Raw genomic sequence first — 23,856 nt, forward strand, 5'->3', positions numbered from 1 at the left:
ACACTGAAAAACTATGACTAAAAAGAACAAACAACTGACCCGTGCGCTGGGAGTATTGATCCTACTGGTGCTCGGATACCTAGGCTACCAACGGTGGATGTCACCAACAGATGTGGCACTGATCAATATGACCGGATTCCAGGGGACACCTATCGCCAAGTCGAACACCAACAAGGCCGTGCGCTATCACCTGATCAGCCCACAGGACTTTTTGAAAAACCCACGAGGGTATGAGTTTGTACTCATGAACGGAATGGGACTCAAGATCGATGCCGAAGAGCGCGCCAAGATCCAAAAGTATGCCGACTCCGGCAAGCCCATGATGACCGTGATGGCCACCAATCCCCAAAACGATATCACAAACCTCGACTCGCTCGACATACAGCGAGTGAGCGAGTACTTCTACAACGGCAACAAGCAGAACTACATCTCGATGTCCAACTACATCCGCAAGTACATCGACCACAAGGTGACCTCTGCACCGGAGCCGATGGAGGCAGTGGAGACCCCCAACAACGTCTTTTACCACCTGGATGAGAGTGTCCGGATCGACAACCTGGAGGAGTATGAGAAGTACATCAAGGGCATCGGGTACTACCATGAGGGTGGTCCCAAGGTGGCTCTGGTGGGTGCACTCAACTCCCCATACAGTGGCAACAAAAAGAACCTCGATGAGCTGATCCAAGCCCTCTCGGATAGGGGACTGAACGTCTACCCCATCTATGCGTCGGGCAAGGAGTTGCTGGACTTCCTCGGTCAGCTACGCCCCAATGCTATTATTCACCAAGCGCATGGACGCATGTTTTTTGGTCCGCTGGCCGGCATGGGAGTCCGGAGTTTTGAGCAATTTGACTGCCCGGTATTTACCCCGCTGACGATCATGTCCGACCAAAAGAGTTGGCTGGAGGATCCGATGGGGATGTTTGGGGGATTCATGTCTCAGAGCATCGTGATGCCCGAGCTGGATGGCGGAGTGCTCCCCTATGTGCTCAACTTCCAGGAGATCAACAGCGACGGCATAGTGGAGACCATTACCGACCCCAAGCGTCTGTCGCGCTTTGCAGACCTCGTGTCGCACACCCTGCAACTCAAGACCAAACCCAATAGCGAGAAGCGGGTCGCCATCTTTTACCTCAAAGGCCCCGGACAGCAAGGCCTCACCGCACAAGGACTGGAGACCGTGCCTGCACTGTACAATGTGCTGAAAAAGCTCAAGGAGGAGGGCTATACAGTGAACCTGCCGGCCAATGCCCAAGAGCTGGAGGCAATGATCATGAAGGATGGACCTGTACTGGAGCACTTTACCAAAGGAGCTATCGACTCCTACATGCAGAAGTGCAACCCCATACGATTTGCGACAGCGGAGTACGACAGCCTGATGCGTGTTCGCCTCGAGCCAAAGAGCTATGCAGATGTGGTGGATAAGTATGGTGCCGCACCGGGTGCGTACATGAGCGGACAGACTCCCGATGGCAGCAGCTACATAGCTGTGTCCGGAGTGCAACTGGGCAATGTCGTGCTGCTCCCGCAGCCAATGTCTGCGATAGGGGATGACAGCTTTGCGATCGTACACGGTGCCAACACGGCACCGCCTCACCCCTATATTGCGGCCTACTTGTGGGCTGAGGATGTTTTTGGAGCCGATGCACTGATGCACTTTGGGACGCATGGCAGCTTGGAGTTTACCCCACAAAAGCAGGTGGCACTCAGCACCTATGATTGGCCTGAGGCACTGGTGGGTACCACACCACATGTCTACTACTACACCATAGCCAATATAGGTGAGTCGATGATGGCCAAGCGTCGCTCCTATGCTACACTGGTCAGCTACCTGACCCCGCCCTTTGAGGAGAGTGCTACACGCTCCATATTCGACCGGCTGATGCAAAACATCGTCAACTACCAAAAGAACCCCACGGACGCCAATGCCAAGGCCGTCCGAACCGAGACCATGCGACTGGGTATCCACCGCGACCTCAAGCTGGACAGCCTGTCGAACAAGCCCTATACAGCTGATGAGATCGAGCGTGTCGAGCACTTTGCAGAGGAGATCGCCAACGAAAAGATCTACACGACACTCTACACCACCGGCGTGCCATACAGCGAGACTCAGCTGAAAAACACGATCGTCGCCATGGCGTGCGACCCTATCGCCTACGGACAGGCAACCCTGCACAAGATGAATGGCCAAGAGGTACCGGAGGGCAGAGCTTTCACGCAGAAGTATCTGGATCCGGCCAAGGCACTTGTCCGTCGGATCCTGGCCGGCTACACCCCTGATAGCGCATTCATAGCCTCGTATGGAGGCTTTTCGCTCCAGGAGTATCGCGAGGCCGGTACACAAGCAGAGGAGGCAACGGACAGCGTGCGCTTTAGGAGCGATGCCATCCTGAGCCTCGGCAATGCCATCAGCAGTGTCGCCTCCTACTACGAGGCACTCAAGTCCTCACCGGAGAGAGAACTCAACCAGATCACCCGAGCACTCAGCGGAGGATTCATCGCCCCATCGTCGGGCGGAGATCCCGTGGCCAACCCCACAGCTCTGCCGACCGGACGCAACCTGTACAGCATCAACCCCGAGACAACACCCACGGAGGTGGCATGGGAAAAAGGCAAGGCACTGGCACAACAAACCTTGGACGACTACGTCCGCAAGCATGGCGACTATCCGGAAAAAGTGAGCTTCTCCTTCTGGAGCAGCGAGTTCATCGAGACCGGTGGCGCCACTATCGCTCAGGTACTTTACTTGCTTGGAGTGGAGCCGGTACGTGACCCAAGAGGTCGGGTGAGCGATGTACGACTCATCCCATCGTCGGAGCTGGGACGCCCGCGTGTGGATGTCCTGGTGCAGACGTCAGGGCAGTTTAGAGACTTGGCAGCCTCACGCCTTGATCTGATCACCAAGGCTGTCTGGATGGCCAGCCAAGCCGGAGACAAAGAACCCTATCCCAACCACGTACACGAGGGCAATGTTCGCATCGAGCAACGTCTCGTCGAGGCCGGCATGGCACCTGCCACTGCACGAGAATGGGCCGGTAACCGTGTCTTTGGAGGCATCAATGGAATGTACGGGACCGGAATACAGGAGATGATCTTTGCGAGTGACAAGTGGAACGACCGAAGTGATATCGCCGATGTCTACCTCAACAACATGGGTGCCGCTTATGGCTCGACCGAGCAGTGGGGCGCATTTCACCAAGGGATGTTCCGCGCGGCAGTTGAGCATACCGATGTCGTTGTACACCCGCGTCAGAGCAATACTTGGGGCGCACTCAGCCTGGACCACGTCTTTGAGTTCATGGGTGGGCTCAACCTCACTATCACCAGCGTAACCGGCAAAGAACCTGAAGCCTACTTTGCCGACTACCGCAACCACAACCATGTCCGGATGCAGGAGCTCAAGGAGGCTGTGGGTGTGGAGAGCCGTAGCACGATCCTCAACCCCGCTTTTGTGAAAAAGGTAGTAGAGGGAGGCGGATCGGGCAATGCGATGCGGCTGGCATCCATTGTCGAAAACACCTTTGGCTGGGAGGTCTCCAAGCCGGACCTTATCGATGACGAACTCTGGAGCGAGATCTACGATATCTGGATCAACGATGCTCTGAAAATGGGAGCAACAGACTATGTAGAGAAAAACAGTCCCGCCTCTCTGGAGCAAATCACCGGAGTGATGCTCGAGTCGATACGCAAGGGCATGTGGAATGCTACCCCCGAGCAGACCAAACGTCTGGCGGAGCTCAACCAACACGTGGTCACGACCTATGGCTTCTCCGGAGCCGGAATGATGGCCGCCAATGCCAAGCTCCGTGACTTTGTCCGTGAGCAACTACCCTCTGAGGGCCAAAAGAAGGACTTTGACCAAGCTGTGCAAGTGGCCATGTCGCAAAAGGCCGGACAAAGTGGCGATGCCAAGAGTGTGGTCCTGACCGAAGAAGGACGTCAAAACGCACAAAACGCAAGCCAAGCAGATACCCTTCAGTCCGATACACTTAGGACCCTGATGTGGATAGGTATCGGTATTGTAGCACTGTTGCTACTGGCTGTGTTCATCCTCAGAAAGAAGCGCTCATGACTCTCATCATGGTCTACCTGACCTTGTTGCTCTGTCTCCCCGCCGTCATAGCCAAGCTTAGTCTCTTGTCTCGCTGGGTGGCAGTCGTGTACGGGGCGGTACTCCTCGGCTTTTGCCTCATCATGACCGATGTTGCCAGTATGGCCCCTCGGGCGCAGATCCTACAGTACACCTCCGCTTCCCAAGCACGGGAAGCGGTGGCTGTGCTGGTTACCGTGGAGCTGCTGATGGTGGTGGCGTATGCCTTTCGGGAGTGGACCAAGCGGCCAAGCCCCCGTCCTGTGCGTCGGCATCCGGTTCGGTTGTTTTTGGAGCGACTTCTAGCACCGGTACACCTATTGCTGAGCTACTATGTCACCTTATTAGTATTTCCCACGCTCTTCTTCATCCAGGTGCAGTTGTGCTATGCGCTGCCGGGCATTAGCTTTTGGGTGCCCTCCGGCATTGTCGGTGGGTGTTCGCTCGTTTTTGTGCCACTTTTGGCAGAGGTGTTGCGTCGCAGTTTGCCGGCTCGTGAGCTTCGGGAGGAGCTGGTGCTGATGCTCTCGACGCTCCTTTGTATCTGTGCGCTCCTCTCTACCACCACCGACAGCATCCTCTACCGCCCCGCCGAGCATGCCACCGGTATGGCTACAGAGGTCGCCCTTACACTTGGGGTGATTGTACTCCTCTTCATCGTTACTCTTTTTGTCCAAAAAAATAGGACCTACAAACTAAAATAAAAGCAAGCAGACTCTATATGGAATGGATCTCTAAAATACTTTTCGGCATCTCCGACAGTCTACTCATCCCCGTCATCATCCTCCTGATTCTCTTCTTTATTCGGGTTGTAATCATGGCGGGTGTCTTCTATGGTCGCTTCCTTACCCGTCGGCGCAACCTCCGTGCTTACCAGGCGATCATTGATGACTTTCGGGCACATACGGCAGAGGAGCTCTCGCAGGCACTTCCGGCCTATGACAACGCACTTGTCATCCCCTACCTCCGGCAGATCCTCGCTCATCCCGGCGACACGGACTATGCCGAGTACCTCATAGCCGACTTCGAAAACCGTGCCCAAAAAGACCTCATCACCTCTCGCCTCCTCACCAAGATAGGTCCTATCCTGGGGCTTATGGGTACCCTTATCTCCATGAGCCCTGCGCTTGTGGGTCTCTCGAGTGGAGATGTCAGTGGCATGGCGTACAATATGCAGGTCGTTTTTGCCACCACGGTCGTCGGGTTGGTGATCAGTGGCATCGCCATTGTGGTCCTCCTCTTCACGCAACGCTGGTACGACAAGGATGCCAATCACCTCACCTATGTCGCCAACGTACTGGCAGAAAGGAGTGCGACACATGAGTAATCCTACCAAAAAGATCCGCCGGACCGGTCGCCTCAGAGAGGGGCAGGACGAGGATCCCCTGAGCGTCATCGTCAACCTCTTTGATGTCTCCATGGTCTTTGCCGTATCGCTGATGGTCGCACTTGTCCTCAACCTCAATATGAGCGAGTACTTTAGCAACGAAGACTACACCATCGTCAAAAATCCGGGGAAGGACAACATGGAAATCATCACCAAGGAGGGGCGACAGATCAAGAAGTACACCCCGTCCGAGACGGATGCCTCGAGCCAGTCCAAGGGCAAGCGCGTCGGGATAGCCTACGAGCTGGACAATGGCGAGATCATATACGTCCCGGAATAATTTACCGATCGGATAATGCCCTGATCGTTAGGATACGACACGAGACCTTTGGCAAAGAATCCCTTTTGCAATGGTCTCGTGTTGTATCCGGACGAAAGTGCTTGGGTCGCTTCGTACTTTTTAGCCACAGAGCACCCCAAAGTCTGTATCATTGAGCCGACAATCACCTATTGTTTTGGTAACTTTGCCACATCCGCACAAGAGGACGACAAAAGTATATGAGCAAAAACAAGCAGGAAAAGTTTGCAGAGCTGGATGCACTCTCCAACACCCTACAGTATCCCTATCAGGCTCTGGCCGCCGGCAAGGAGTTTCCCTACCGCGGTCAGTGGGGTGAGGCCGTCTTTGGCAACGACTATCCCATCGTGCTCGAGCTGGGTTGTGGCAAGGGGGAGTACACTGTCGAGATGGCGAGACGACATCCCAGGGTCAACTTTGTAGGAGTGGACCTCAAGGGGAATCGCATCTGGACCGGTGCCACGACAGCCGACCGAGAGGGGCTGGACAACGTCCGGTTTTTGCGGACTCAGATAGAGCTCCTCGGCACCTTCTTTGCGGATGACGAGGTGTCGGAGATCTGGCTCACCTTTCCCGATCCGCAGATGAAAAAGGTACGCAAGCGCCTCACCTCCATCCACTTTTTGGGTGAGTATCAGCGGATACTGACCGAGGGAGGGCTACTGCACCTCAAGACGGACTCGGGCTTTCTCTACACCTACACCCAAGCCATAGCCCGGGCCAACCACCAGACGATCCTCCGGGACATCCGAGATGTCTACGCCGATCCCTCGGCACAGCCACTACTCCGAGAGGTCCAGACCTACTACGAGCAACAGTGGCTCAGCAGGGGCATGACCATCAAGTACCTCTGTATCCGACTTGATCCGACGATTCTCCACGGCATCGAGCCGGAGGTGGAGATCGAGCCGGACGACTACCGGAGCTATGGTCGCAGCCGACGGACCAACCCCTCCAGTACAGACTAATCACATCCCCCCAAAAAAACAGACATGAGCAACAGCATGGATACCATCACAGTAGAGCAGGTCCTCCAAGCCCTCAAGCACGTCACCTATCCCGGTGCCACGGACAACATCGTCAGCAGTGGCATGGTACAAGACGATATAGAGATCAAGGACAACAAGGTCAGCTTTTCCCTGAGATTCCAAAAGTCCAGAGATCCATTCCAAAAGTCAGTGACTCGTGCCGCCGAGCGTGCTCTGCAGGACTACCTCCACCCCGATCTCGCGGTCGAGATCACCCCACTACTCCCCACACCTCAGCCAACAGAGCCGGATCGCCCCCTGCCCGGGGTCAAAAACATCATTGCCGTGAGCAGTGGCAAGGGTGGGGTGGGCAAGAGTACCGTCACGACCAACCTGGCTGTGGCACTCACACGCCAGGGCTACCGTGTCGGCCTGCTCGACGCCGACATCTATGGACCATCCATCCCCAGGATGATGGGCGCTGAGGGCGCCAAGCCCCTTTTGACCAAGGTGGATGGCAAGGACCTCATCGATCCCGTGGTCCGCTACGGTGTGCGGCTGCTGAGTATCGGCTTTTTCGTCGAGCCCGAGAGTGCGCTTATCTGGCGAGGGACCATGGCCTCCAATGCTCTGGGGCAATTGATCCGAGAGGGCAACTGGGGTACCCTCGACTACCTCCTAGTGGACTTGCCCCCAGGCACCAGCGACATCCACCTGACACTCATCCAGACCCTTGGCATCACCGGCGCACTGGTCGTCACCACCCCCCAAGCCGTGGCCACCGACGATGCACGCAAAGGGATCAGTATGTTCCGGGACGAAAAAGTGGCCGTCCCCATACTCGGAATTGTCGAAAACATGAGCTGGTTCACCCCTGCCGAACTGCCCCAAAACCGCTACTATATTTTCGGAAAAGAGGGTGGGGCACATCTCGCACAGGAGACCAATACACCACTCATTGGCCAGATCCCACTCGTCCAGAGCGTATGTGAGGCAGCCGACGAAGGTACCCCCATCGCCCTCAAGGAGAGCGTCATGGGACAAGCCTTTATGGATTTGGCCACCAAGGTGACCGAAGTCACCGACGAGCGCAACAAAACCCTAGCCCCCACGCACAAAGTGGAGATAACCCGACGGTAGCTCCACCCACCGAGAAACAACACGCAGACCCCATATTTCTTTTTTTCAAAAAAACAGACACAAAGATTCATGCAACCTGCTACCCAAACTACTAAAAATAGGTCCCTGCTAGGTTTACTGAGCCAAGTCAACCCCTCAGTCTACCTCTTCATGGCCACCATTTTGGCGATTATAGTCGCCAATAGTGGCAATACCGCCGACTTTTACTTCAAGTGGCTACAGACCCCTATTGACTTTGGCATAGGCGACTTCACCCCCTTCATGGTACATGGCGGGCCGATGACCATCTCGCTCTTTGTCAACGATGCCCTCATGGCTATCTTCTTTTTCGCCATAGGCCTCGAGATCAAGTACGAGCTCCGTGCCGGCAGTCTCTCCCATCCGCGCAATGCCCTCCTACCGGTGATCGCCGCTATCGGCGGAATGATCCTGCCGGTGATCGTTTTCAGCTTGGTTGATCACAACCCCGACCACATCCACGGAGCCGCCATCCCGATGGCCACGGATATCGCCTTTTCGCTGGCAGTGTTAGGGCTATTGGGCAAAAAGGTTCCCTCCACGCTCAAGGTCTTTCTTGTCACACTCGCTGTGGTGGACGACATTGGAGGTATCTTGGTGATTGCGATCTTCTACACCTCGCACATCAACTTTGCCGCACTCGTCTCCGCCGCCTTGGTCGTCTTTTTTGCCTTCTACATAGGACGCTTCAACGTGCGGAGCCGCTGGGTCTACTACCTCCTCTTCTTTGTGGCTTGGACCTTCATGCTACAGTCCGGAGTGCACGCCACTATCGCCGGTGTCGCGATGGGGCTGGCCGTTCCGCACATGCCTTTGCGCAAAAAGAGTGAGCTGCAAGCCTCACTGGTCGCTCTGGACCATGACCTCGAGACCGCCAAGGAAACCGGTGGCGACAAACACTTCTTCCTGCCCGAGCCCCTGGTGCATACGATGAAGGCAACCCAAAACAACATCGACAAGACCATCAGCCTCACCCAGCTCATGCACACCGAGCTCATGCCCTTTGTCAACTATGTCATCCTGACCCTCTTTGCCTTTGTCAACGCCGGGGTCACCTTTGAGGCCATGACTCCGGATCAGATCACCGGCATCCCACTCGCCATCACATTGGGCCTGGTGCTTGGCAAGACCTTTGGGATCTTTGGTGCCACCTACCTGGCTTGCAAGACCAAGCTGTGTGAGATGCCGGCGGGTATGACTCACGAAAACCTCTTTGGGGTATCCATCTTTGGTGGCATAGGCTTCACGGTGGCCCTCTTCATCGCGACACTGGCCTACTCGCCTCACGTCGTAGGTGCGATAGGGCCGGAGCTCCTCAACGAAGCCAAGATTGGCGTCTTTGCCGGTAGCTTGATCTCCGGGACTCTGGGCTACTTTGTCCTAAAAGCAATCCTCCACAAGGAGAAAAAGCAGGGACGAGGAGCTTTTAGTCCGGAGTACCTACAGCATGTGGGCGGGAAAAAGGACTGATGCTCCGCACCGGATCCTCCCGTGACGATGAAAAAGGGGGTGTGTCGAGGTTTTGCCTACGACACACCCCTTTTTTCTCTCCCTTTTCGTACCCAAAAGTCACTTGAAAAGGCCCCCCCAAAAAAAAGCCGATTTTTGGGCCCCAAAAAGCCCCTCCCGGAGCCATTGATAATCAAGTGCTTGTGAGGAGCATCGAGTTTCACGGATAGAAGCAAGACTTTTCACGGATAGAAGCGAAAGTTTTCACGGATAGAAGAAAATGCTTAGACGGATAGAAGAAAAAACAGTGGCCCGTAGCCAACCAAAAAATCAAATGACACTTCGTGAGACATTCTCAGGATAGATAACGAGAAAAAACGTACCTTTGTGAGGTATGAACAAACCGAGCAGCAACAACAACAGCATCTTGTACCGTGCGGATGTCATCCCCTTTGTGGCATCCGTGGCCGGCTTTTGCGCCTTGGTGGATCCCGGGACGACCCCCCGATGGACCCACGAGACCCTCGCTGAGTGTCGGCGAGAGTTGGCCGCTGTCTACGCCACAGGAGTGGCGTTGCAAAAGGCCGACTTTGTCCCCATGGGGGAGCTGGAGCCCTATATCCGACAAGAGGATTACGACCGAGTCGAGAACCGACTGATGCAAGTGTTTGGCGAGTACGACCGCTTCCTGACCACCCAAGTGGAGGAGATGAAGTACTCGGACGTCCCGATTAGCGTCAGCACCTCCGAACTTTTGGCAGACTTGTACCAAGCTCTGGGCGATACGCTGTGGGCCTTTAGGGGGCAAAACGAAACCCGTATGTTGCTCGCCCTCGATGACGTACAGGATCAGCTCCTCCACGAGCTCGGAGATAGTCTGCTCCTAGTGCTCAAGCAGTTGCACGACCTACTGGCGCACCCCGACTTTGACCCCTATCCGGTCCAAGACCACTAGAATGGATACGCACACCGAAGACGAAGAGATGCGCTCCATATCCATGGAGGAGCTCAACGAGCTAGAGGCAGAGACCATCCCCATCCCCGTCGAAGTCATCACCACCGAGACTGAGGATGAGAGGATACAAGAGGTGTGTGCCTACCTGGCGCAGTCGGAGGTCCTGGGGATGGACACCGAGACCAAGCCCGTCTTCAAGAAAGGGCAGTACAACCCCGTCTCACTCCTCCAGCTCTCCGGCTCGGAGCATGCTTTTTTGTTTCGGCTCTTCACCTTTGAGGACCGCGAGCGACTCGCACCCCTGGCCCGACTCCTCAGCAATCCGGAGATCCTGAAGGTGGGTGTCGCTATAGTGGAGGACTGCCAGGAGCTATACCGAGACTACGGGCTCGTCACCAATGGGATCCTCGACCTGCGCACCCTCGCCACGGCAGACCATATGGAGGTACAGTCGCTATCCAAGATCTATGCTCTGCTCTACGGCAAGCGACTCACCAAAGGACAGCGACTGAGCGATTGGCAGCAGTCGGAGCTAACCCCCTCACAAGTCGGGTACGCCGGACTGGATGCCTATGCCGGACTCAAGATCTACGAGGCCCTCAACCACTTGCGACGACCGGAGATGATCTGCAATCTGGCACAAGTGCGACAAGACAGTGTCGCCAAAAAGGGACGGAAACGAAAAACAGGTGGACCCAAAAAGAATAAGAAGAAATGATGACCAAGATACGCCTAAGACACGACGAAGCCAAGTCCGTACAGCGTCGCCATCCGTGGCTCTTTTCGGGCGCACTGGAGCCGGGGGACCTACGTCACCTAGGCGAGGGCGACCTGGTGGAGGTGATCAGTAGGGAGGGGAAGTTTGTGGGCCGTGGATACTACGAGGCCGGCAGCATCGCTGTCCGTCTGCTGACCTTTGACCCCACAGTCCGGATCGATGCCACCTTTTGGGAAGAAAAGGTGAGGCGTGCCTACCACTTGCGCCAATGCTTGGGACTCACACAGCCACACGGAGCGTTTCGGCTGATCCACGGCGAGGGAGACGGTGTGCCGGGGTTGGTCATAGACATGTACGACCATGTGGCAGTGGTGCAAGCACACACCATGGGTATCCACCGCCTGAGAGGAGCGATCTCAGATGCCCTCGTGCAGGTACTCGGCTCGCAACTCCGCTGCATCTACTACAAGAGTGCCACCACACTCACCACACGCACGACGATCACCGAGCCACTGGACACCGTCGTGTATGGAGAGCTACCAAGCGACCTCGTGATCTCCGAGAATGGTGTCGCCTTTGCCCCCGATATCCTTAGGGGCCAAAAGACAGGCTTTTTCCTCGACCAGAGAGACAACCGCCGACTGATCCAAAGCTACGCTCACGACCGAACCGTGCTCAATGTCTTTTGCTACACAGGAGGCTTTTCGCTCCACGCATTGCGAGGAGGAGCCAACCAGGTCACATCGGTGGACAGCTCGGCTGTGGCGACCCAACAACTCGAGCACAACCTCTCGCTCAACCCCGACCTGCCACTCGACAGACACCATACTGCGACAGAGGATGCCTTTGACTTCCTCGACCGGATGCCGGCCGGTGCCTACGACCTCATCGTGCTGGATCCCCCCGCTTTTGCCAAAAAACGAAGCGCACTCACCAATGGTCTGCACGGCTATAGACGGATCAACACCCGAGCTCTGGAGAAGATCGCACCCGGCGGACTCCTCTTTACCTTCTCCTGCTCTCAGGCACTGAGTAGCGAAGTCTTTAGGCAAAACATCTTTACGGCAGCGCTGGCGGCCGGACGCAATGTCCGCATCCTCCACCAATTGGCGCAAGCACCGGACCACCCGATCAGCATCTATCACCCCGAGGGCGATTACCTCAAAGGCCTGGCTCTGTATGTAGAATGAACCTCCGACACCTGCTCATCACAGTACTGGGCGTGCTCATACTCCCACTGGGGTCTTGCCTCCGACATGAGAGACAGGACGATGGGCGACTTTTTCGGAGCTGGGATGAGATCGTGGCATCGGACACACTCCGAGTCGGGACCTGCACTTCACCGCTGAGCTTCTTTCTGTACCGCGGACAGCCACTCGGCACAGAGTACCAAAAGGCACTGGACTTTGCCCAAGCGCACCACCTCACACCCGCTATCTCGATCTCCCATAGTACCGACAGCCTACGCGCATGGCTCGACAAGGGCGAGATCGACCTCATCATCTCCCCACAGCCACTGACCAAGACGAATACTGACTCGCTGAGGTTTTGCGGAGAAGTGGATACGACTGCGCTGGTCCTGGTCCAAAGAAAAACCGCCACCCCCATCCGCTCCATGGCTGACCTCGAGGGAAAAACCCTCCATATTACCACCGACGCCACCCTGCGCCTACGCGCCAAGCAGATCGCTCAAGAAATAGGGGCAAAAGCACTGACCATCATCTCCATCGACTCTCTCGGAGTGGAGGACCTCATCGAGAGTGTCGTGACCACCGACACCATCCACTACACACTGGCCGATGAGCGACTTGCTCAAGCGTTTGCACAGTACCATCCCGAGCTGGATGTACGTACTCGAGCGAGTGTCCCGATCCGCTATGCCTGGGCCACTCAGCGCACCAATAGCAGCCTCGCCATGCAGGTTGACTCCTTCTTCATCGGACCCAACGCCCCCGAACAGTCCTACAAGCGTGCCGACAGTCAGCAGTGGCGCCACTACTTCAGCCCCACACACTACTTTGTCCACGGAGGGGGAAAAGCCATCTCCCCCTACGACAACCTCTTTCGTCAGGCGGCCGATCAGCTCGGCTGGGACTGGAGTATCCTGGCCGCAATCGCCTGCTGTGAGTCCGGTTTTTATCCGGATGTCATCGGCTGGAGTGGTGCTCGAGGACTCATGGGTATCATGCCGGCCACCGGCAAAGCCTATGGGGCCACTGCCGATCGCCTACTACAGCCCGAAACCTCAGTGCAGGTAGCTGTCGCACTCCTCCAAGTCCTCCGAGCGCAATATGCCGACATCCCCGACCCATACGATCGCGATGCGCTCGTGCTTGCCTCCTACAATGCCGGCATCGGACACGTACAGGACGCACAGCGACTGGCCAAAAAGTTTGGCAAAGATCCCCAAAAGTGGCAGGGAAATGTCCGAGAGTACCTCCGTCTCAAGAGCAATCCCGCCTACTACAACGACCCTGTCGTCAAGTACGGGTATGCGCGAGGGACAGAGACTATCGACTATGTCGACAACATAATGTCAATGAGCGCCACCTACCGTGCTCATGTCCAAAAATAATCCTCAACAACAACGACAAGAAGAGTATGAAAGTAATCAACCTTTCCGAACAATCCAGCATCCTCAATCGGTTCGTGGCAGAGATCCGCGATGTTGAGATACAAAAAGACCGTCTCCGGTTTCGCCGAAATATAGAGCGCATAGGGGAGATCATGGCATACGAGATCAGCAAAACCTTTGACTACGTCTCCACTCCCGTCACCACCCCACTCGACATCTCCCACGACATGCTCGACCAAGATCACGTCGTACTGGCCACCATACTTCGCGCCGGACTCCCACTGCACCACGGCTTTGCCGGCTACCTCGACCGTGCCGACAACGCCTTTGTCTCCGCATTCCGAAAATACAAGGATCGGCTCAATTTTGAGGTCATGATCGAGTACCTTGCCTGTCCAAGCATCGAGGGCAGTACCCTCATCATCACCGACCCCATGCTCGCCACAGGTAGCTCTATGGAGCTGGCCTACCGAGCACTCCTCACCAAAGGCAATCCCGCCAAGATCCATCTGGCGGCGGTCATCTCCAGCCAGCCAGCACTCGACCACCTACAGAGCGTGATGCCCGAGGAGACCATCTGCTGGACAGCCGCACTTGATCCCGCTATCAACGAGCACAGCTACATCATCCCCGGACTGGGAGATGCGGGAGATCTGGCATTTGGCGAAAAAGAGGACGAGGCCTGACCTCCACGCTCAAGCGACACAGCTCGCTCAAGGCATTACTTGTCCGAACATGTGTAAGAGATTGAAATAAAAGGTATATTTGTCCTCAAGAAAGATTTGACGACGGACAACAATTTATTTTACAAACCAATATAGATTCACTCGATATGATAAGCTATAAGGAAATAGGCTTGGTAAACACCAAGGAAATGTTTGCCAAAGCAATAGATGGCGGATACGCCATTCCGGCTTTCAACTTCAACAACATGGAGCAGCTACAGGCCATCATCATGGCAGTGGCAGAAAACAAGTCTCCGGTCATCCTCCAAGTCTCCAAAGGTGCGCGTGAGTACGCCAACCAGACCCTCCTCCGCTTCATGGCAGAGGGTGCTGTACAGTATGCCAAGGAGCTCGGACTAGAGCACCCACAGATCGTACTGCACCTCGACCACGGTGATTCACTGGAGCTTTGCAAGAGCTGCATTGAGCTCGGATTCTCCAGCGTCATGATCGATGGTTCGCACCTACCCTATGACGAAAACGTGGCCCTCACCAAGTCAGTGGTAGAGTACGCACACAAGTACGACGTGACCGTAGAGGGTGAGCTGGGTGTCCTGGCAGGTGTAGAGGACGAAGTATCCGCTGAGCACCACACCTACACCGAGCCCGAGCAAGTGATCGACTTTGTCACCAAGACAGGCGTAGACTCACTCGCTATCTCCATCGGTACCTCACACGGAGCCTACAAGTTCACTCCGGCGCAGTGCACACGTGACGAGAACGGTCGTCTCGTACCTCCCCCTCTCCGCTTTGATATCCTGAAAGAGGTGGAGCAAAAGCTCCCCGGCTTCCCAATCGTCCTCCACGGATCCTCCTCTGTGCCACAGGAGGACGTAGAGACCATCAACAAATATGGTGGCAAGCTAGAGGCAGCCATCGGTATCCCCGAGGAGCAACTCCGCAAGGCCGCCAAGTCTGCTGTCTGCAAGATCAATATCGACTCCGACAGCCGACTCGCCATGACAGCGGCAATCCGCAAGGTCTTCCACGACAAGCCTGCTGAGTTTGACCCACGTAAGTACCTGGGACCGGCTCGTGAGCACATGAAGGCCCTCTACGCACACAAGATCACCAACGTACTCGGATCGGACAACAAGCTCTGATCACCGATACCGGCAGTGGGGTAGTCGCTCCACTTGCAAGAGAATAAATAAATAGCCCGGCGGGTGTGTCAAAACTAAGTTTTGGCACACCCGCTCTCTTGTATTGAGCTCTTTTGCGCAAAGAGAGAGGTGCGAAAACAGTCCCCCAAAAGGCGATTTTCGGGGTCAAAAAAGTACTTTTTGGGGAGCTTGATAATCAGAAGCTTATAGAGGGCCTTGAGTTTCACGGATAGAAGCGATCGGTTTCACGGATAGAAGCAAAAGTTTTCACGGATAGAAGCGATGGCTTAGCCGGTACTAAAAATTTGGGGGCTGTGCCCTTTGGGGCTTTTGGGGTCAATGTGTGAGGAGGGACTGTTGTGCAGCTTTTAGACAAAAAAGAGGCCACTGCTTTTTTCGGCAGTGGCCTCTCTGCGGTATTGGCCCGATAGGCAGTCGGCTGTCTCAGACGTTGGTGTCGAAGCGGGCATTTTTCATGGACCCTGTCTCGAGTAGCGCACGGTGCATGTTGTGGCAGGTGGCGAGGTTGGTCGGGGTTTGTCCGATGGGGCAGCCCTTGAGGTAGTCTCGGAGTGCGTCTCGGTAGTCGGGGTGTACGACGTTGTTGATGATCTCTTGTGCGCGTTGTCGTGGTGACTTGCCACGGAGGTCTGCTATGCCGTACTCGGAGACGATGACCTTGACCGAGTGCTCGGTGTGGTCGACGTGCGAGACCATCGGGACAAAGCTGCTGATGTCGCCTCCCTTGGCTGTGGACGCTGTGGTGAAGATGGAGACGTATGCCGCCCGAGTGAAGTCTCCGGATCCTCCGATGCCGTTCATCATCTTTGTGCCAAAGAGGTGTGTGGAGTTGATGTTGCCGTAGATGTCTGCCTCGATGGCCGTGTTGATGGCTATGACCCCCAAGCGTCGGATGACCTCGGGGTTGTTGGATATTTCGGACGGTCGCAGCATGACTTTGTCTCGGAAGAAGTCCAAGTCTCTGTAGAAGTCCTGTATGGCTTCGCGTGAGACGGTGAGTGAGCATCCGCTGGCAAAGGTGACTTTGCCTTGGCGCATGAGGTCGAGGACGGCGTCTTGGATGACCTCGGTATAGATTTCAAATGGCGGGATGTGGCTGTTGGACCCCATTGCTCCGAGTACGGCATTGGCTACATTTCCGACGCCACTCTGGATGGGCAAAAACGTGGTGGGGATGCGTCCGGCTTTCATCTCTTGCTCAAAGAAGCGGGCGACGTTTTGGCCAATGGCGTCCGTGACATCGTCCACTGGGCTAAACTTCCCGTCGTCGTTGGGGGCTTGGGTCTTGACCACGCCCACGATTTTGTCCGGGTCTACCTTGACACAGTCTGTGCCGATGCGGTCTTGTACCCGTGTGATCTCTATGCAGCCTCGGTGTGGTGGGTCCTTTAGCTCAACGATGTCGTGTAGTCCTCGTATATTGGGTGGGTAGCAGGCGTTTAGCTCGACGATGATGCGGTCGGCCAATCGGCAGACGGTGGGGAGTATGCCCACTGCGGTGGTGGGGACGATCTCGCCGGATTCGGTGACCTGTGAGGCTTCGACGATGGCGACATTGACCTTGCCCTCAAATCCATAGCGGATCTCCTGTGCGACGGTGGAGAGGTGCATGTCGGTGTAGTCTGTGCCACCGGAGTTGATGAGCTCACGCAGTGACTTGTTGGTCTGGTAGGGTAGTCTGTGGCTGATGGCATTGGCACGTGCCAGCTCGCCATCCAGTCGATCGCCTGTACTGGCGCCGGTGAAGATGCCGATCTGGTAGGGTCGTCCGGCGTTGTGCTCCTCCAGTGCGTGTCGGGCAATTGCTCCGGGTACGACTTTGGGTGCTCCGGCGTGTGTGAAGCCACTGAAGCCGACATTGTCGCCGTTGTGGACGTAGGAGGTGGCTTCTTCCGGGGTGATGAATCTTAGAGCCATGCTTTGTGTTGTCTGTTGTTTAGTGGGGATTAGAATTTCCTTTCCAATATCTCTTTTAGGATCACAGCTCGTCGTAGGTCGTTGAGGCGTTGGGTGGGATCCGTGGGAAGGATGCCCCGGCCTGTGGTGCCCATGCTGTCCGATGGGTGAGCTCCCTCCAGGATCTCCAGCTCCAGTGGGTCGTGGTGTAGGTCTTGGATGCCGGACTTGAGCGGGGATCGTCGAGTGCCTCGGAAAGCGCAGGTCCCCTCCTCAAATGCGGGTGTGGGGATTGGTGGGCGAGTGGAGGTCGTCCAGGGACTGTCATCGATCTCGTAGAGGGGTGGTGGAGGTGGTGTCTCTTGTGGTGCGTCTGTGGGCTTTTCCAACTGCTGGACAAAAGATCTGAACTTTTGGTCCATTTTTCGGAGTATGTAGTAGCCGGCAATGATGAGTGCCAGTGAGCTGATTGATCCCATCTTTTTTTTCTGTGAGTTGTTTGTCCGGGTGCCCGGGGGCAAAATGGTCTTCTCCTATTCTTTTGGTATTTTTGTACTCCAAAAGTAAGTAATAACTTATTCTCTGCCAAATTTTTTGAGACCCAACATGCCCGATCCATCCGATAAGCTCCTGTATCTAGAGACCTATGGTTGCCAAATGAATGTCGCCGACTCGGAGGTGGTCTATGCCGTGATGCAGACTGCCGGCTATGCCCCTACGGCCAATCTGGAGGAGGCTGATGCGGTGTTTCTCAACACTTGCTCGGTGCGTGAAAATGCAGAGCACAAGATTGTGAATCGTCTGAGCCAGCTGGATGCCTATCGCAAGCGTCACAAGCCGGGGCTCATCATCGGTGTACTGGGCTGTATGGCCGAGCGGGTGCGGGAGCGTTTGCTCACGGAGCATGCCGCTGACTTGGTAGCGGGTCCGGATGCTTATCTGGACTTGCCGGCCCTCGTGTCGGCGGCGGAGCAGGGTGAGAAGGCACTCAATGTCACGCTTTCGACACAAGAGACCTACAAGGATGTGGTGCCACTCAAGCTGGAGGGACTCCATATCTCGGGCTTTTTGTCGATCATGAGGGGGTGCAATAAGTTTTGCAGCTACTGTATTGTGCCCTATACCCGTGGCCGTGAGCGCAGCCGTGAGGTGTCGAGTATCCTGACGGAGCTGCACCACATGGTGGAGCTGGGCTACCGGGAGGTGACTCTCCTGGGGCAGACGGTCAATGGCTACCGATATGCCGATCCGGAGAGTGGGGGGACGACGGACTTTGCGCGCCTGCTGGAGCTGATAGCCACTGAGGCTCCGGGTATGCGGATACGCTATACCAGCCCTCATCCGATGGAGATGTCGGATGAGTCGATAGAGGTGATGGCGCGCTATCCCAATATCTGCAACCATATCCACCTGCCGGTACAGAGTGGCTCCAACTCGGTGCTCAAGCGGATGAAGCGTGGCTACACTCGTGAGTGGTACCTGAACCGCATCGCCAAGCTCCGGGAGCTGATCCCGGACTGTGGAATCAGTACCGATATTTTTTGTGGCTTTTCGGGAGAGACGGAGGCTGATTTTTGTGAGACCTTGTCGCTGATGGAGGAGGTGGGGTTTGATACTTCGTTTCTTTTCAAGTACTCCGAGCGCCCCGGTACCTACGCAGCTCGCAAGTATGCGGACGATGTGCCGGAGGAGGTGAAGCTGGAGCGTCTGCAGCGTATGATTGACTTGCAGCAAAAACTGTCGGAGGAGAGCAACCGCCGTGATGTGGGCAAGACGTTTGAGGTATTGGTCGAGGGCTTTTCCAAAAAGTCGCGTGAGCAGTACTTTGGACGCACGCAACAAAACAAGGTCCTGGTCTTTGACAAAAAGAAGCACCGTATCGGTGACTTTGTATGGGCGACGGTGGATGAGGTCTCTTCGGCCACGCTCCTAGGACACAGTGTGGATCGCCCATGACGCAGGATGAGATCATCGGGAAGTACAATGTCCCGGTGCCGAGATACACGAGCTATCCTCCGGCCAACCTTTTCGCCGAGACCTATACCGGTGAGGACTACAAGCGGGATATCCTAGCGAGCAATGGGGTGGGGTCGAGGTCGCTGTCGTTTTATGTCCACATCCCTTTTTGCAAAAATATTTGTCACTTCTGTGCCTGCAATAGGGTCCTGATACCTGCTGACCGACGGGAGGTCTCTGACTATGTGAGCTATCTGGGTCGGGAGTTTGGGCTGGTGCGACCATTGATCGACCCGGAGCGTCGGATCAGCCAAATCCACTTTGGAGGTGGCTCGCCTACGGCTATCGCTCCGGAGTATATCGGTGGGGTGATCGAGATGCTTGCCGGTGCCTTTGCACTTGCTCCCGGTGCTGAGGTGGCGATAGAGGTGCACCCCGGTTTTTTGAGATGGCAGGAGTGGAAGCGTCTCCTAGATATGCCGTTCACACGGTACAGTATAGGCGTGCAGGACCTTCATGCCGATGTGCTGAGGCTGGCCGGTCGCATCGCTCCCCGTGAGTCCGTGGCGGAGATTGTGGCGGAGATACACGGCGCGGGCAAGCGGGTGAACCTAGACTTTGTCTACGGCTTGCCCGGACAGACGGTTGAGAGCTTTGCCGATAACATGGCACAAGTGCTGGAGATCCGTCCTGACCGTGTGGTGACTTTTTCGTATGCCCATGTGCCGTGGTTGCATCCGGGCCAAAGAGTTCTGGAGGAGTATGGGCTGCCGACTCCGGAGATCAAGCAATCAATGTACGATCGTGCGGCTGAGATGATGACGGGAGCCGGCTATGTGCAGATCGGGCTCGACCACTTTGTAGTACCTGATGATCCGCTGGCCGTAGCACTCCGAAGCCATAGCCTCCACCGAAACTTTCAGGGCTATTGTCCGCGCGATCTCTCCGGACAGGTGTATGGACTGGGGGTGACCGGGATAGCGCAACTACACGACGCCTATGCCCAAAATACCAAGTTAATACCGGAGTACTACGAGGCTATAGACCAAAGGAGACTGCCTACCAAGGTCGGCTACAAACTGACACCGGAGGAGTGTCTGGCGCGAGACATCATCACCGAGCTCATGTGCAACTACCGCACTGCTCCGCTGGAGTCGGCCAAAAACTATGGGCTGTATCCCAATCGACTTCGGGACCTGAAGATCCTGAATTTTGCCCGACTGGAGGAGATGATCCAAGATGGGCTGGTGACGGTGGATGATGCGATGGCATTGACGATCTCTTCCGAGTGCCATCCTTTTGTCCGCAACGTCGCCTCTTGCTTTGACGTGCACTACTCCCCGGATCAACCACGGGGCTACTCCAAGCCTATCTGATGGTCCTACCGACTCATCGACCCAAAGCCAAGTAGGTGGACCAGTAGGTTGTTGGGGAACTTGCGGACGTATGTGTCGTACTCTTCTATCGCTTTGGCGAGGTTTAGGCACTCTGTGTTGAGCCCTGCTTCGGCATCCTTGAATTGCGCTTGCAGGGTGCGGAAGTTTTGGTCGGCTTGGAGGTCAGGCTGTTGCTCAGCGGAGCTCATGATCCGATCTAGTGCTTGGGACAGTTGGCGCTGTGCCGCCAAGTATTCTTGCATTGCCTCGGGTGTTGCCGGGGTATCTGCTTCTGTCGGTGTGGCTTGTAGCAGGGGAGAGGAGTCGAGTTGGGTGTAGACTTCGACTTGCTTTAGGAGGTCGGGGATGAGGACTTGTCGGTGTTGGGATTGCTCCACAACCTGGGTTCGGGCTTGGCTGATGTCTGCTTGCAGTGCGGTGATGTGGTTGTTGGTCCGTATGGCTTTTCCGGTCAGCAACACCAGTAGTACAAGGGTGACGATCGTACTTGTAAGCCCTTTCTTTGTCTTCATACGGTGGTTTTTGGGGTATAGTGTACGAGCACGACCTCATCTTTTTCGATCTTTCGGGTGCAGTAGTTGCATTTGAGGCGTACTTCCTTTTTGTCCAGTACCTCAAAGTCACTCTGCATAGGCTCGTTGTTGGTGATGCACTTGGGGTTGGTGCAGCGTACGAGTCCCACGATACGGTCCGGCAGTCGTACATGTATCTTCTCTGCCACCTCGTAGTCTCGGATGACGTTGATGACGATGTCGGGGCATACCAGTGCGAGGGTGTTGACTTCGTCGGGGGTGAAAAACTTGCCCTCCACCTTTATGAGTCCTTTTTGTCCCAGTTTTTTGCTCTTGAAGTTTTGGCCGATTGTCAGGGGGTACTTGGAGGCATAGAGATCTAGGAGTGCCACCACTTTGGGCAGCTGATCTACGGGGATATGGTCGATCACGGAGCCATTTTTGATGGCCGGTACGTGCATCTTTCCTTCTTCTATCTTTTTCATAGTAGGTGTGTTGGCTGAGTGGTTAGCGGACCTCTATGCCGAGTCCTCTGCATATGAGGGCTTGGCGTACATATAGGCCATTGAGGGCTTGCTCAAAGTAGTAGGCATGCGGCGTGGCATCCACATCCATGGCGATCTCGTTGACACGTGGCAGGGGGTGTAGGACTCGCATATTGGGTCGTGCTTCTGTGAGCATGTCGGCCGAGAGGACAAAAGCACTCTTGACTGCCTCGTAGTCCTCCTCGTCCATGAAGCGTTCCCTTTGGACCCGGGTCATGTAGATGATGTCGCTGTCATTGATTGTGTCGGGTGTGAGAGCTTGGCTGTAGCGTGTGGGGATATTGTGTTCGTCACAGTAGTCTCGGTACTCGCGTGGCAGGCCCAGCCGGTCCGGGGCTACAAAGATGAAGCGTACCCCAAAGTGGCTCATACCTGATATAAGGGAGTGTACTGTGCGTCCATACTTGAGGTCGCCGACCACTGTGATGGTGAGGTCGCTGAGTGTCCCTTGTGTCTTTTTGATAGAGTAGAGGTCGAGTAGGGTTTGGCTGGGGTGCTGGTTGGCACCGTCACCGGCATTGATCACGGGGCGCTCGGTCACTTCGCTTGCGTACTTGGCCGCACCCTCCAGGTAGTGTCGCATGATGATGATGTCGGCATAGTTGGAGACCATCTGGATGGTGTCGTTGAGGCTTTCGCCCTTGACCGAACTGCTGACCTTGGGGTCCTGGAAGCCGATGACACGGCCACGGAGACGGTTGACGGCGGTCTCAAAGCTGAGGCGCGTACGCGTACTTGGCTCAAAAAAAAGTGTGGCCGCCACACGTCCTTGCAGATAGTCTCGGTTGGGGTTTTGCTCAAATAGCTCTGCCACACTCAGGATGTCCAGGATGTCCTGTTTGGAGAGTTGCTCGATGGAGTAGAGGCTTTTGGAGTTCATCTGTATCCGTTGTCTTTTTTGTGAAGCGAAAAGCTGCCATCCTATCCGGTGGCAACTGATGTCGACCTGAATCAACCAAGTTTTCACCGGACAAATATACCTATTTTGTGGGGCTAAAAGTGGAGCAGTGCCACAAATTGTGTGTCGGGTAATAGTGGGGTCAGGAGGTGAGCTCCGCTGTGTGGTGCGGTCGGATCTGTGAGGTAGAGGGGCGTGGAGGAGGAGGGTTGGGGTAGCGCACCGGCTTCTGCGAGGTATCGGATCTCAAACAACCGCGCATGCTCATACTTTTTCTCCAGTGCCAGTGCCACATGCCCCATTGTTGGCCGTATGTTGATCTCTATGAGGGGCCAGATGTGGGGTTGGCCATCGCTTCCTTTGTATATAGCGGTGTCCACGCCTATCAGCCCGTGGTAGTGCCCCAGGTCGTAGGAGCCGAGTACCTCCAGTACCAGATCAATGTAGGTGTGCATGTCGGGGTGGGGCAGAGTGGGGTCGTTTAGTCTATTGCCGGCATATCGACCTTTGTTGTTTTGCATCCGGCTCAGTCCGAGGTAGCGGAGTGTGCCTGTCGACGTGCGCTCGAGTTCGATCCCGATATCCTCCTGTATCTCGAGCAGGGGTTCCACTATGCGCTGTCGCTGTCCGGAGGGCAGTTTGGCTTTTGTCGTTGGTACGAAGGTGACCCCTCTTCCGGAGCTGGAGTAGAGGTCTTTGAGGACAAAAGGGGGGGTGGGGAGGTCGGTGCTGTCGGCTTGCACTCTGGGAGGTATGGTGTTTTTTTCAAAAAGGTCGCCACCGATCCGGTAGATCATTTTCCACAGCTCCACCGACCGTTTGCGGCAGGCAAAGTAGCGCATCTCATCGGTTGAGTAGGGTAGTGGTCCGTATTGTGAGAGTTCGGGAGCCCACCCCCACGGTGCCAAGGGTTGTCCATTGGCTGTGGCGCAAAAGGCCGGATGCCACAGGGCTTCCGGCAGTGTGTGTGGTACGAGGACTCGATCTTCCGGTCCGGCCAGCGATAGGAGGAGCGGTGCACAGTCTGTCCGGAAGCGATCTACGTTTTTTGGGGGTGTGTAGTTGGGGAGACCTTGTTTTGCTGAGGATTCGTATCCGGGGTTGAAGATCCAGACGGCCATCTTTTTTTCTAGGGTTGTAGGGGGCGGAATAGGTAGTCACCACTTCCCAAAAAGGGATGGGATGCTCCCGCACCGACAGCGGGG

21 protein-coding genes are annotated in these 23,856 nt (G+C 55.6%); 15 read left to right on the plus strand and 6 right to left on the minus strand.

From position 1 onward, the window contains the following. The first annotated feature begins 13 nt into the window (after positions 1 to 13). From AC1EK1_RS07300 to AC1EK1_RS07360, 13 genes are all read left to right on the plus strand, one after another. The gene (locus tag AC1EK1_RS07300; protein WP_480306464.1) at positions 14 to 4,072 is read left to right on the plus strand and encodes a cobaltochelatase subunit CobN; all 4,059 of its coding nucleotides are present in this window, start codon (positions 14 to 16) and stop codon (positions 4,070 to 4,072) included. Next, entirely contained in the window at positions 4,069 to 4,794 is a 726-nt protein-coding gene (locus AC1EK1_RS07305; protein ID WP_480306466.1) for a hypothetical protein, read from the plus strand. The genes AC1EK1_RS07300 and AC1EK1_RS07305 overlap by 4 nt, the downstream gene beginning before the upstream one ends. A 17-nt stretch (positions 4,795 to 4,811) precedes the next feature. Further along, positions 4,812 to 5,417: a MotA/TolQ/ExbB proton channel family protein gene (locus AC1EK1_RS07310; protein WP_480306468.1), complete on the plus strand. Its 606-nt coding sequence runs from the start codon at positions 4,812 to 4,814 to the stop codon at positions 5,415 to 5,417. Further along, positions 5,410 to 5,757, plus strand: a complete 348-nt coding sequence (locus tag AC1EK1_RS07315) for a DUF2149 domain-containing protein (RefSeq protein ID WP_480306470.1) — start codon at positions 5,410 to 5,412, stop codon at positions 5,755 to 5,757. Before AC1EK1_RS07310 ends, AC1EK1_RS07315 begins: the two co-directional genes overlap by 8 nt. 218 nt (positions 5,758 to 5,975) lie before the next feature. Next, positions 5,976 to 6,743 carry a tRNA (guanosine(46)-N7)-methyltransferase TrmB gene (trmB, locus tag AC1EK1_RS07320; protein ID WP_480306472.1) on the plus strand — a complete coding sequence of 256 codons (768 nt, stop codon included), beginning with the start codon at positions 5,976 to 5,978 and terminating at the stop codon, positions 6,741 to 6,743. A gap of 24 nt (positions 6,744 to 6,767) precedes the next feature. After that, positions 6,768 to 7,883: an Mrp/NBP35 family ATP-binding protein gene (locus AC1EK1_RS07325; RefSeq protein ID WP_480306473.1), complete on the plus strand. Its 1,116-nt coding sequence runs from the start codon at positions 6,768 to 6,770 to the stop codon at positions 7,881 to 7,883. A 69-nt stretch (positions 7,884 to 7,952) separates the two neighbouring features. Next, on the plus strand, positions 7,953 to 9,371 hold the full coding sequence (gene nhaA / locus AC1EK1_RS07330) for a Na+/H+ antiporter NhaA (protein WP_480306475.1): 1,419 nt from the start codon (positions 7,953 to 7,955) through the stop codon (positions 9,369 to 9,371). 373 nt (positions 9,372 to 9,744) lie between these two features. After that, positions 9,745 to 10,305 carry a DUF5063 domain-containing protein gene (locus AC1EK1_RS07335; RefSeq protein WP_480306477.1) on the plus strand — a complete coding sequence of 187 codons (561 nt, stop codon included), beginning with the start codon at positions 9,745 to 9,747 and terminating at the stop codon, positions 10,303 to 10,305. A 1-nt stretch (position 10,306) separates the two neighbouring features. Continuing rightward, positions 10,307 to 11,023 carry a 3'-5' exonuclease gene (locus AC1EK1_RS07340; RefSeq protein WP_480306479.1) on the plus strand — a complete coding sequence of 239 codons (717 nt, stop codon included), beginning with the start codon at positions 10,307 to 10,309 and terminating at the stop codon, positions 11,021 to 11,023. Then, the gene (locus AC1EK1_RS07345) at positions 11,023 to 12,213 is read left to right on the plus strand and encodes a class I SAM-dependent rRNA methyltransferase (RefSeq protein ID WP_480306595.1); all 1,191 of its coding nucleotides are present in this window, start codon (positions 11,023 to 11,025) and stop codon (positions 12,211 to 12,213) included. The genes AC1EK1_RS07340 and AC1EK1_RS07345 overlap by 1 nt, the downstream gene beginning before the upstream one ends. Further along, positions 12,210 to 13,598, plus strand: coding sequence for an MltF family protein (locus AC1EK1_RS07350; protein WP_480306481.1), 1,389 nt, complete (start codon positions 12,210 to 12,212; stop codon positions 13,596 to 13,598). The genes AC1EK1_RS07345 and AC1EK1_RS07350 overlap by 4 nt, the downstream gene beginning before the upstream one ends. Positions 13,599 to 13,624: 26 nt before the next feature. After that, on the plus strand, positions 13,625 to 14,284 hold the full coding sequence (gene upp / locus AC1EK1_RS07355) for a uracil phosphoribosyltransferase (protein ID WP_480306483.1): 660 nt from the start codon (positions 13,625 to 13,627) through the stop codon (positions 14,282 to 14,284). 146 nt (positions 14,285 to 14,430) lie between these two features. Next, positions 14,431 to 15,426 carry a class II fructose-bisphosphate aldolase gene (locus AC1EK1_RS07360; RefSeq protein WP_480306485.1) on the plus strand — a complete coding sequence of 332 codons (996 nt, stop codon included), beginning with the start codon at positions 14,431 to 14,433 and terminating at the stop codon, positions 15,424 to 15,426. Positions 15,427 to 15,870: 444 nt separating this feature from the next. On the opposite strand, the gene AC1EK1_RS07365 is transcribed toward AC1EK1_RS07360, so the two are convergent. Next, a complete protein-coding gene (locus tag AC1EK1_RS07365; RefSeq protein ID WP_480306487.1) occupies positions 15,871 to 17,364 on the minus strand; it encodes a butyryl-CoA:acetate CoA transferase in 1,494 nt (497 codons plus the stop codon). Between the two features lie 29 nt (positions 17,365 to 17,393). Beyond that, positions 17,394 to 17,822 (minus strand): hypothetical protein, encoded by a 429-nt coding sequence (locus tag AC1EK1_RS07370; protein WP_480306488.1) that lies wholly within the window; start codon positions 17,820 to 17,822, stop codon positions 17,394 to 17,396. Positions 17,823 to 17,949: 127 nt separating this feature from the next. Between AC1EK1_RS07370 and miaB the strand changes: the two genes are divergently transcribed. Both miaB and hemN read left to right on the plus strand, forming a co-directional pair. Next, positions 17,950 to 19,299 carry a tRNA (N6-isopentenyl adenosine(37)-C2)-methylthiotransferase MiaB gene (miaB, locus tag AC1EK1_RS07375; RefSeq protein WP_480306490.1) on the plus strand — a complete coding sequence of 450 codons (1,350 nt, stop codon included), beginning with the start codon at positions 17,950 to 17,952 and terminating at the stop codon, positions 19,297 to 19,299. Next, positions 19,296 to 20,675, plus strand: a complete 1,380-nt coding sequence (hemN, locus tag AC1EK1_RS07380; protein ID WP_480306491.1) for an oxygen-independent coproporphyrinogen III oxidase — start codon at positions 19,296 to 19,298, stop codon at positions 20,673 to 20,675. The genes miaB and hemN overlap by 4 nt, the downstream gene beginning before the upstream one ends. Before the next feature lie 5 nt (positions 20,676 to 20,680). Here the strand turns inward: hemN and AC1EK1_RS07385 are convergent, their stop codons facing one another. The 4 genes from AC1EK1_RS07385 to AC1EK1_RS07400 all read right to left on the minus strand — a co-directional run bounded on the left by AC1EK1_RS07385 (position 20,681) and on the right by AC1EK1_RS07400 (position 23,772). Next, positions 20,681 to 21,208, minus strand: coding sequence for a LemA family protein (locus AC1EK1_RS07385; RefSeq protein WP_480306493.1), 528 nt, complete (start codon positions 21,206 to 21,208; stop codon positions 20,681 to 20,683). Then, positions 21,205 to 21,693, minus strand: coding sequence for an aspartate carbamoyltransferase regulatory subunit (gene pyrI / locus AC1EK1_RS07390; RefSeq protein ID WP_480306494.1), 489 nt, complete (start codon positions 21,691 to 21,693; stop codon positions 21,205 to 21,207). The genes AC1EK1_RS07385 and pyrI overlap by 4 nt, the downstream gene beginning before the upstream one ends. A gap of 22 nt (positions 21,694 to 21,715) precedes the next feature. Continuing rightward, complete coding sequence (gene pyrB, locus AC1EK1_RS07395; RefSeq protein ID WP_480306496.1) at positions 21,716 to 22,633, minus strand: aspartate carbamoyltransferase; 918 nt, start codon at positions 22,631 to 22,633, stop codon at positions 21,716 to 21,718. A 113-nt stretch (positions 22,634 to 22,746) separates the two neighbouring features. Then, positions 22,747 to 23,772, minus strand: coding sequence for an ATP-grasp domain-containing protein (locus AC1EK1_RS07400; RefSeq protein ID WP_480306498.1), 1,026 nt, complete (start codon positions 23,770 to 23,772; stop codon positions 22,747 to 22,749). Positions 23,773 to 23,856: the final 84 nt, after the last annotated feature.

The organism is Porphyromonas sp. C0026D3 (assembly GCF_056590775.1).

Coding starts and splice junctions, on each gene's coding strand:
- AC1EK1_RS07385 (WP_480306493.1), bottom strand. CDS start 21,208: ATGAAGACAAAGAAAGGGCTTACAAGTACGATCGTCACCCTTGTACTA.
- AC1EK1_RS07345 (WP_480306595.1), top strand. CDS start 11,023: ATGACCAAGATACGCCTAAGACACGACGAAGCCAAGTCCGTACAGCGT.
- hemN (WP_480306491.1), top strand. CDS start 19,296: ATGACGCAGGATGAGATCATCGGGAAGTACAATGTCCCGGTGCCGAGA.
- AC1EK1_RS07315 (WP_480306470.1), top strand. CDS start 5,410: ATGAGTAATCCTACCAAAAAGATCCGCCGGACCGGTCGCCTCAGAGAG.
- AC1EK1_RS07350 (WP_480306481.1), top strand. CDS start 12,210: ATGAACCTCCGACACCTGCTCATCACAGTACTGGGCGTGCTCATACTC.
- AC1EK1_RS07365 (WP_480306487.1), bottom strand. CDS start 17,364: ATGGCTCTAAGATTCATCACCCCGGAAGAAGCCACCTCCTACGTCCAC.
- AC1EK1_RS07300 (WP_480306464.1), top strand. CDS start 14: ATGACTAAAAAGAACAAACAACTGACCCGTGCGCTGGGAGTATTGATC.
- AC1EK1_RS07325 (WP_480306473.1), top strand. CDS start 6,768: ATGAGCAACAGCATGGATACCATCACAGTAGAGCAGGTCCTCCAAGCC.
- AC1EK1_RS07370 (WP_480306488.1), bottom strand. CDS start 17,822: ATGGGATCAATCAGCTCACTGGCACTCATCATTGCCGGCTACTACATA.
- AC1EK1_RS07360 (WP_480306485.1), top strand. CDS start 14,431: ATGATAAGCTATAAGGAAATAGGCTTGGTAAACACCAAGGAAATGTTT.
- pyrI (WP_480306494.1), bottom strand. CDS start 21,693: ATGAAAAAGATAGAAGAAGGAAAGATGCACGTACCGGCCATCAAAAAT.
- AC1EK1_RS07340 (WP_480306479.1), top strand. CDS start 10,307: ATGGATACGCACACCGAAGACGAAGAGATGCGCTCCATATCCATGGAG.
- AC1EK1_RS07310 (WP_480306468.1), top strand. CDS start 4,812: ATGGAATGGATCTCTAAAATACTTTTCGGCATCTCCGACAGTCTACTC.
- trmB (WP_480306472.1), top strand. CDS start 5,976: ATGAGCAAAAACAAGCAGGAAAAGTTTGCAGAGCTGGATGCACTCTCC.
- upp (WP_480306483.1), top strand. CDS start 13,625: ATGAAAGTAATCAACCTTTCCGAACAATCCAGCATCCTCAATCGGTTC.
- pyrB (WP_480306496.1), bottom strand. CDS start 22,633: ATGAACTCCAAAAGCCTCTACTCCATCGAGCAACTCTCCAAACAGGAC.
- AC1EK1_RS07400 (WP_480306498.1), bottom strand. CDS start 23,772: ATGGCCGTCTGGATCTTCAACCCCGGATACGAATCCTCAGCAAAACAA.
- AC1EK1_RS07335 (WP_480306477.1), top strand. CDS start 9,745: ATGAACAAACCGAGCAGCAACAACAACAGCATCTTGTACCGTGCGGAT.
- miaB (WP_480306490.1), top strand. CDS start 17,950: ATGCCCGATCCATCCGATAAGCTCCTGTATCTAGAGACCTATGGTTGC.
- AC1EK1_RS07305 (WP_480306466.1), top strand. CDS start 4,069: ATGACTCTCATCATGGTCTACCTGACCTTGTTGCTCTGTCTCCCCGCC.
- nhaA (WP_480306475.1), top strand. CDS start 7,953: ATGCAACCTGCTACCCAAACTACTAAAAATAGGTCCCTGCTAGGTTTA.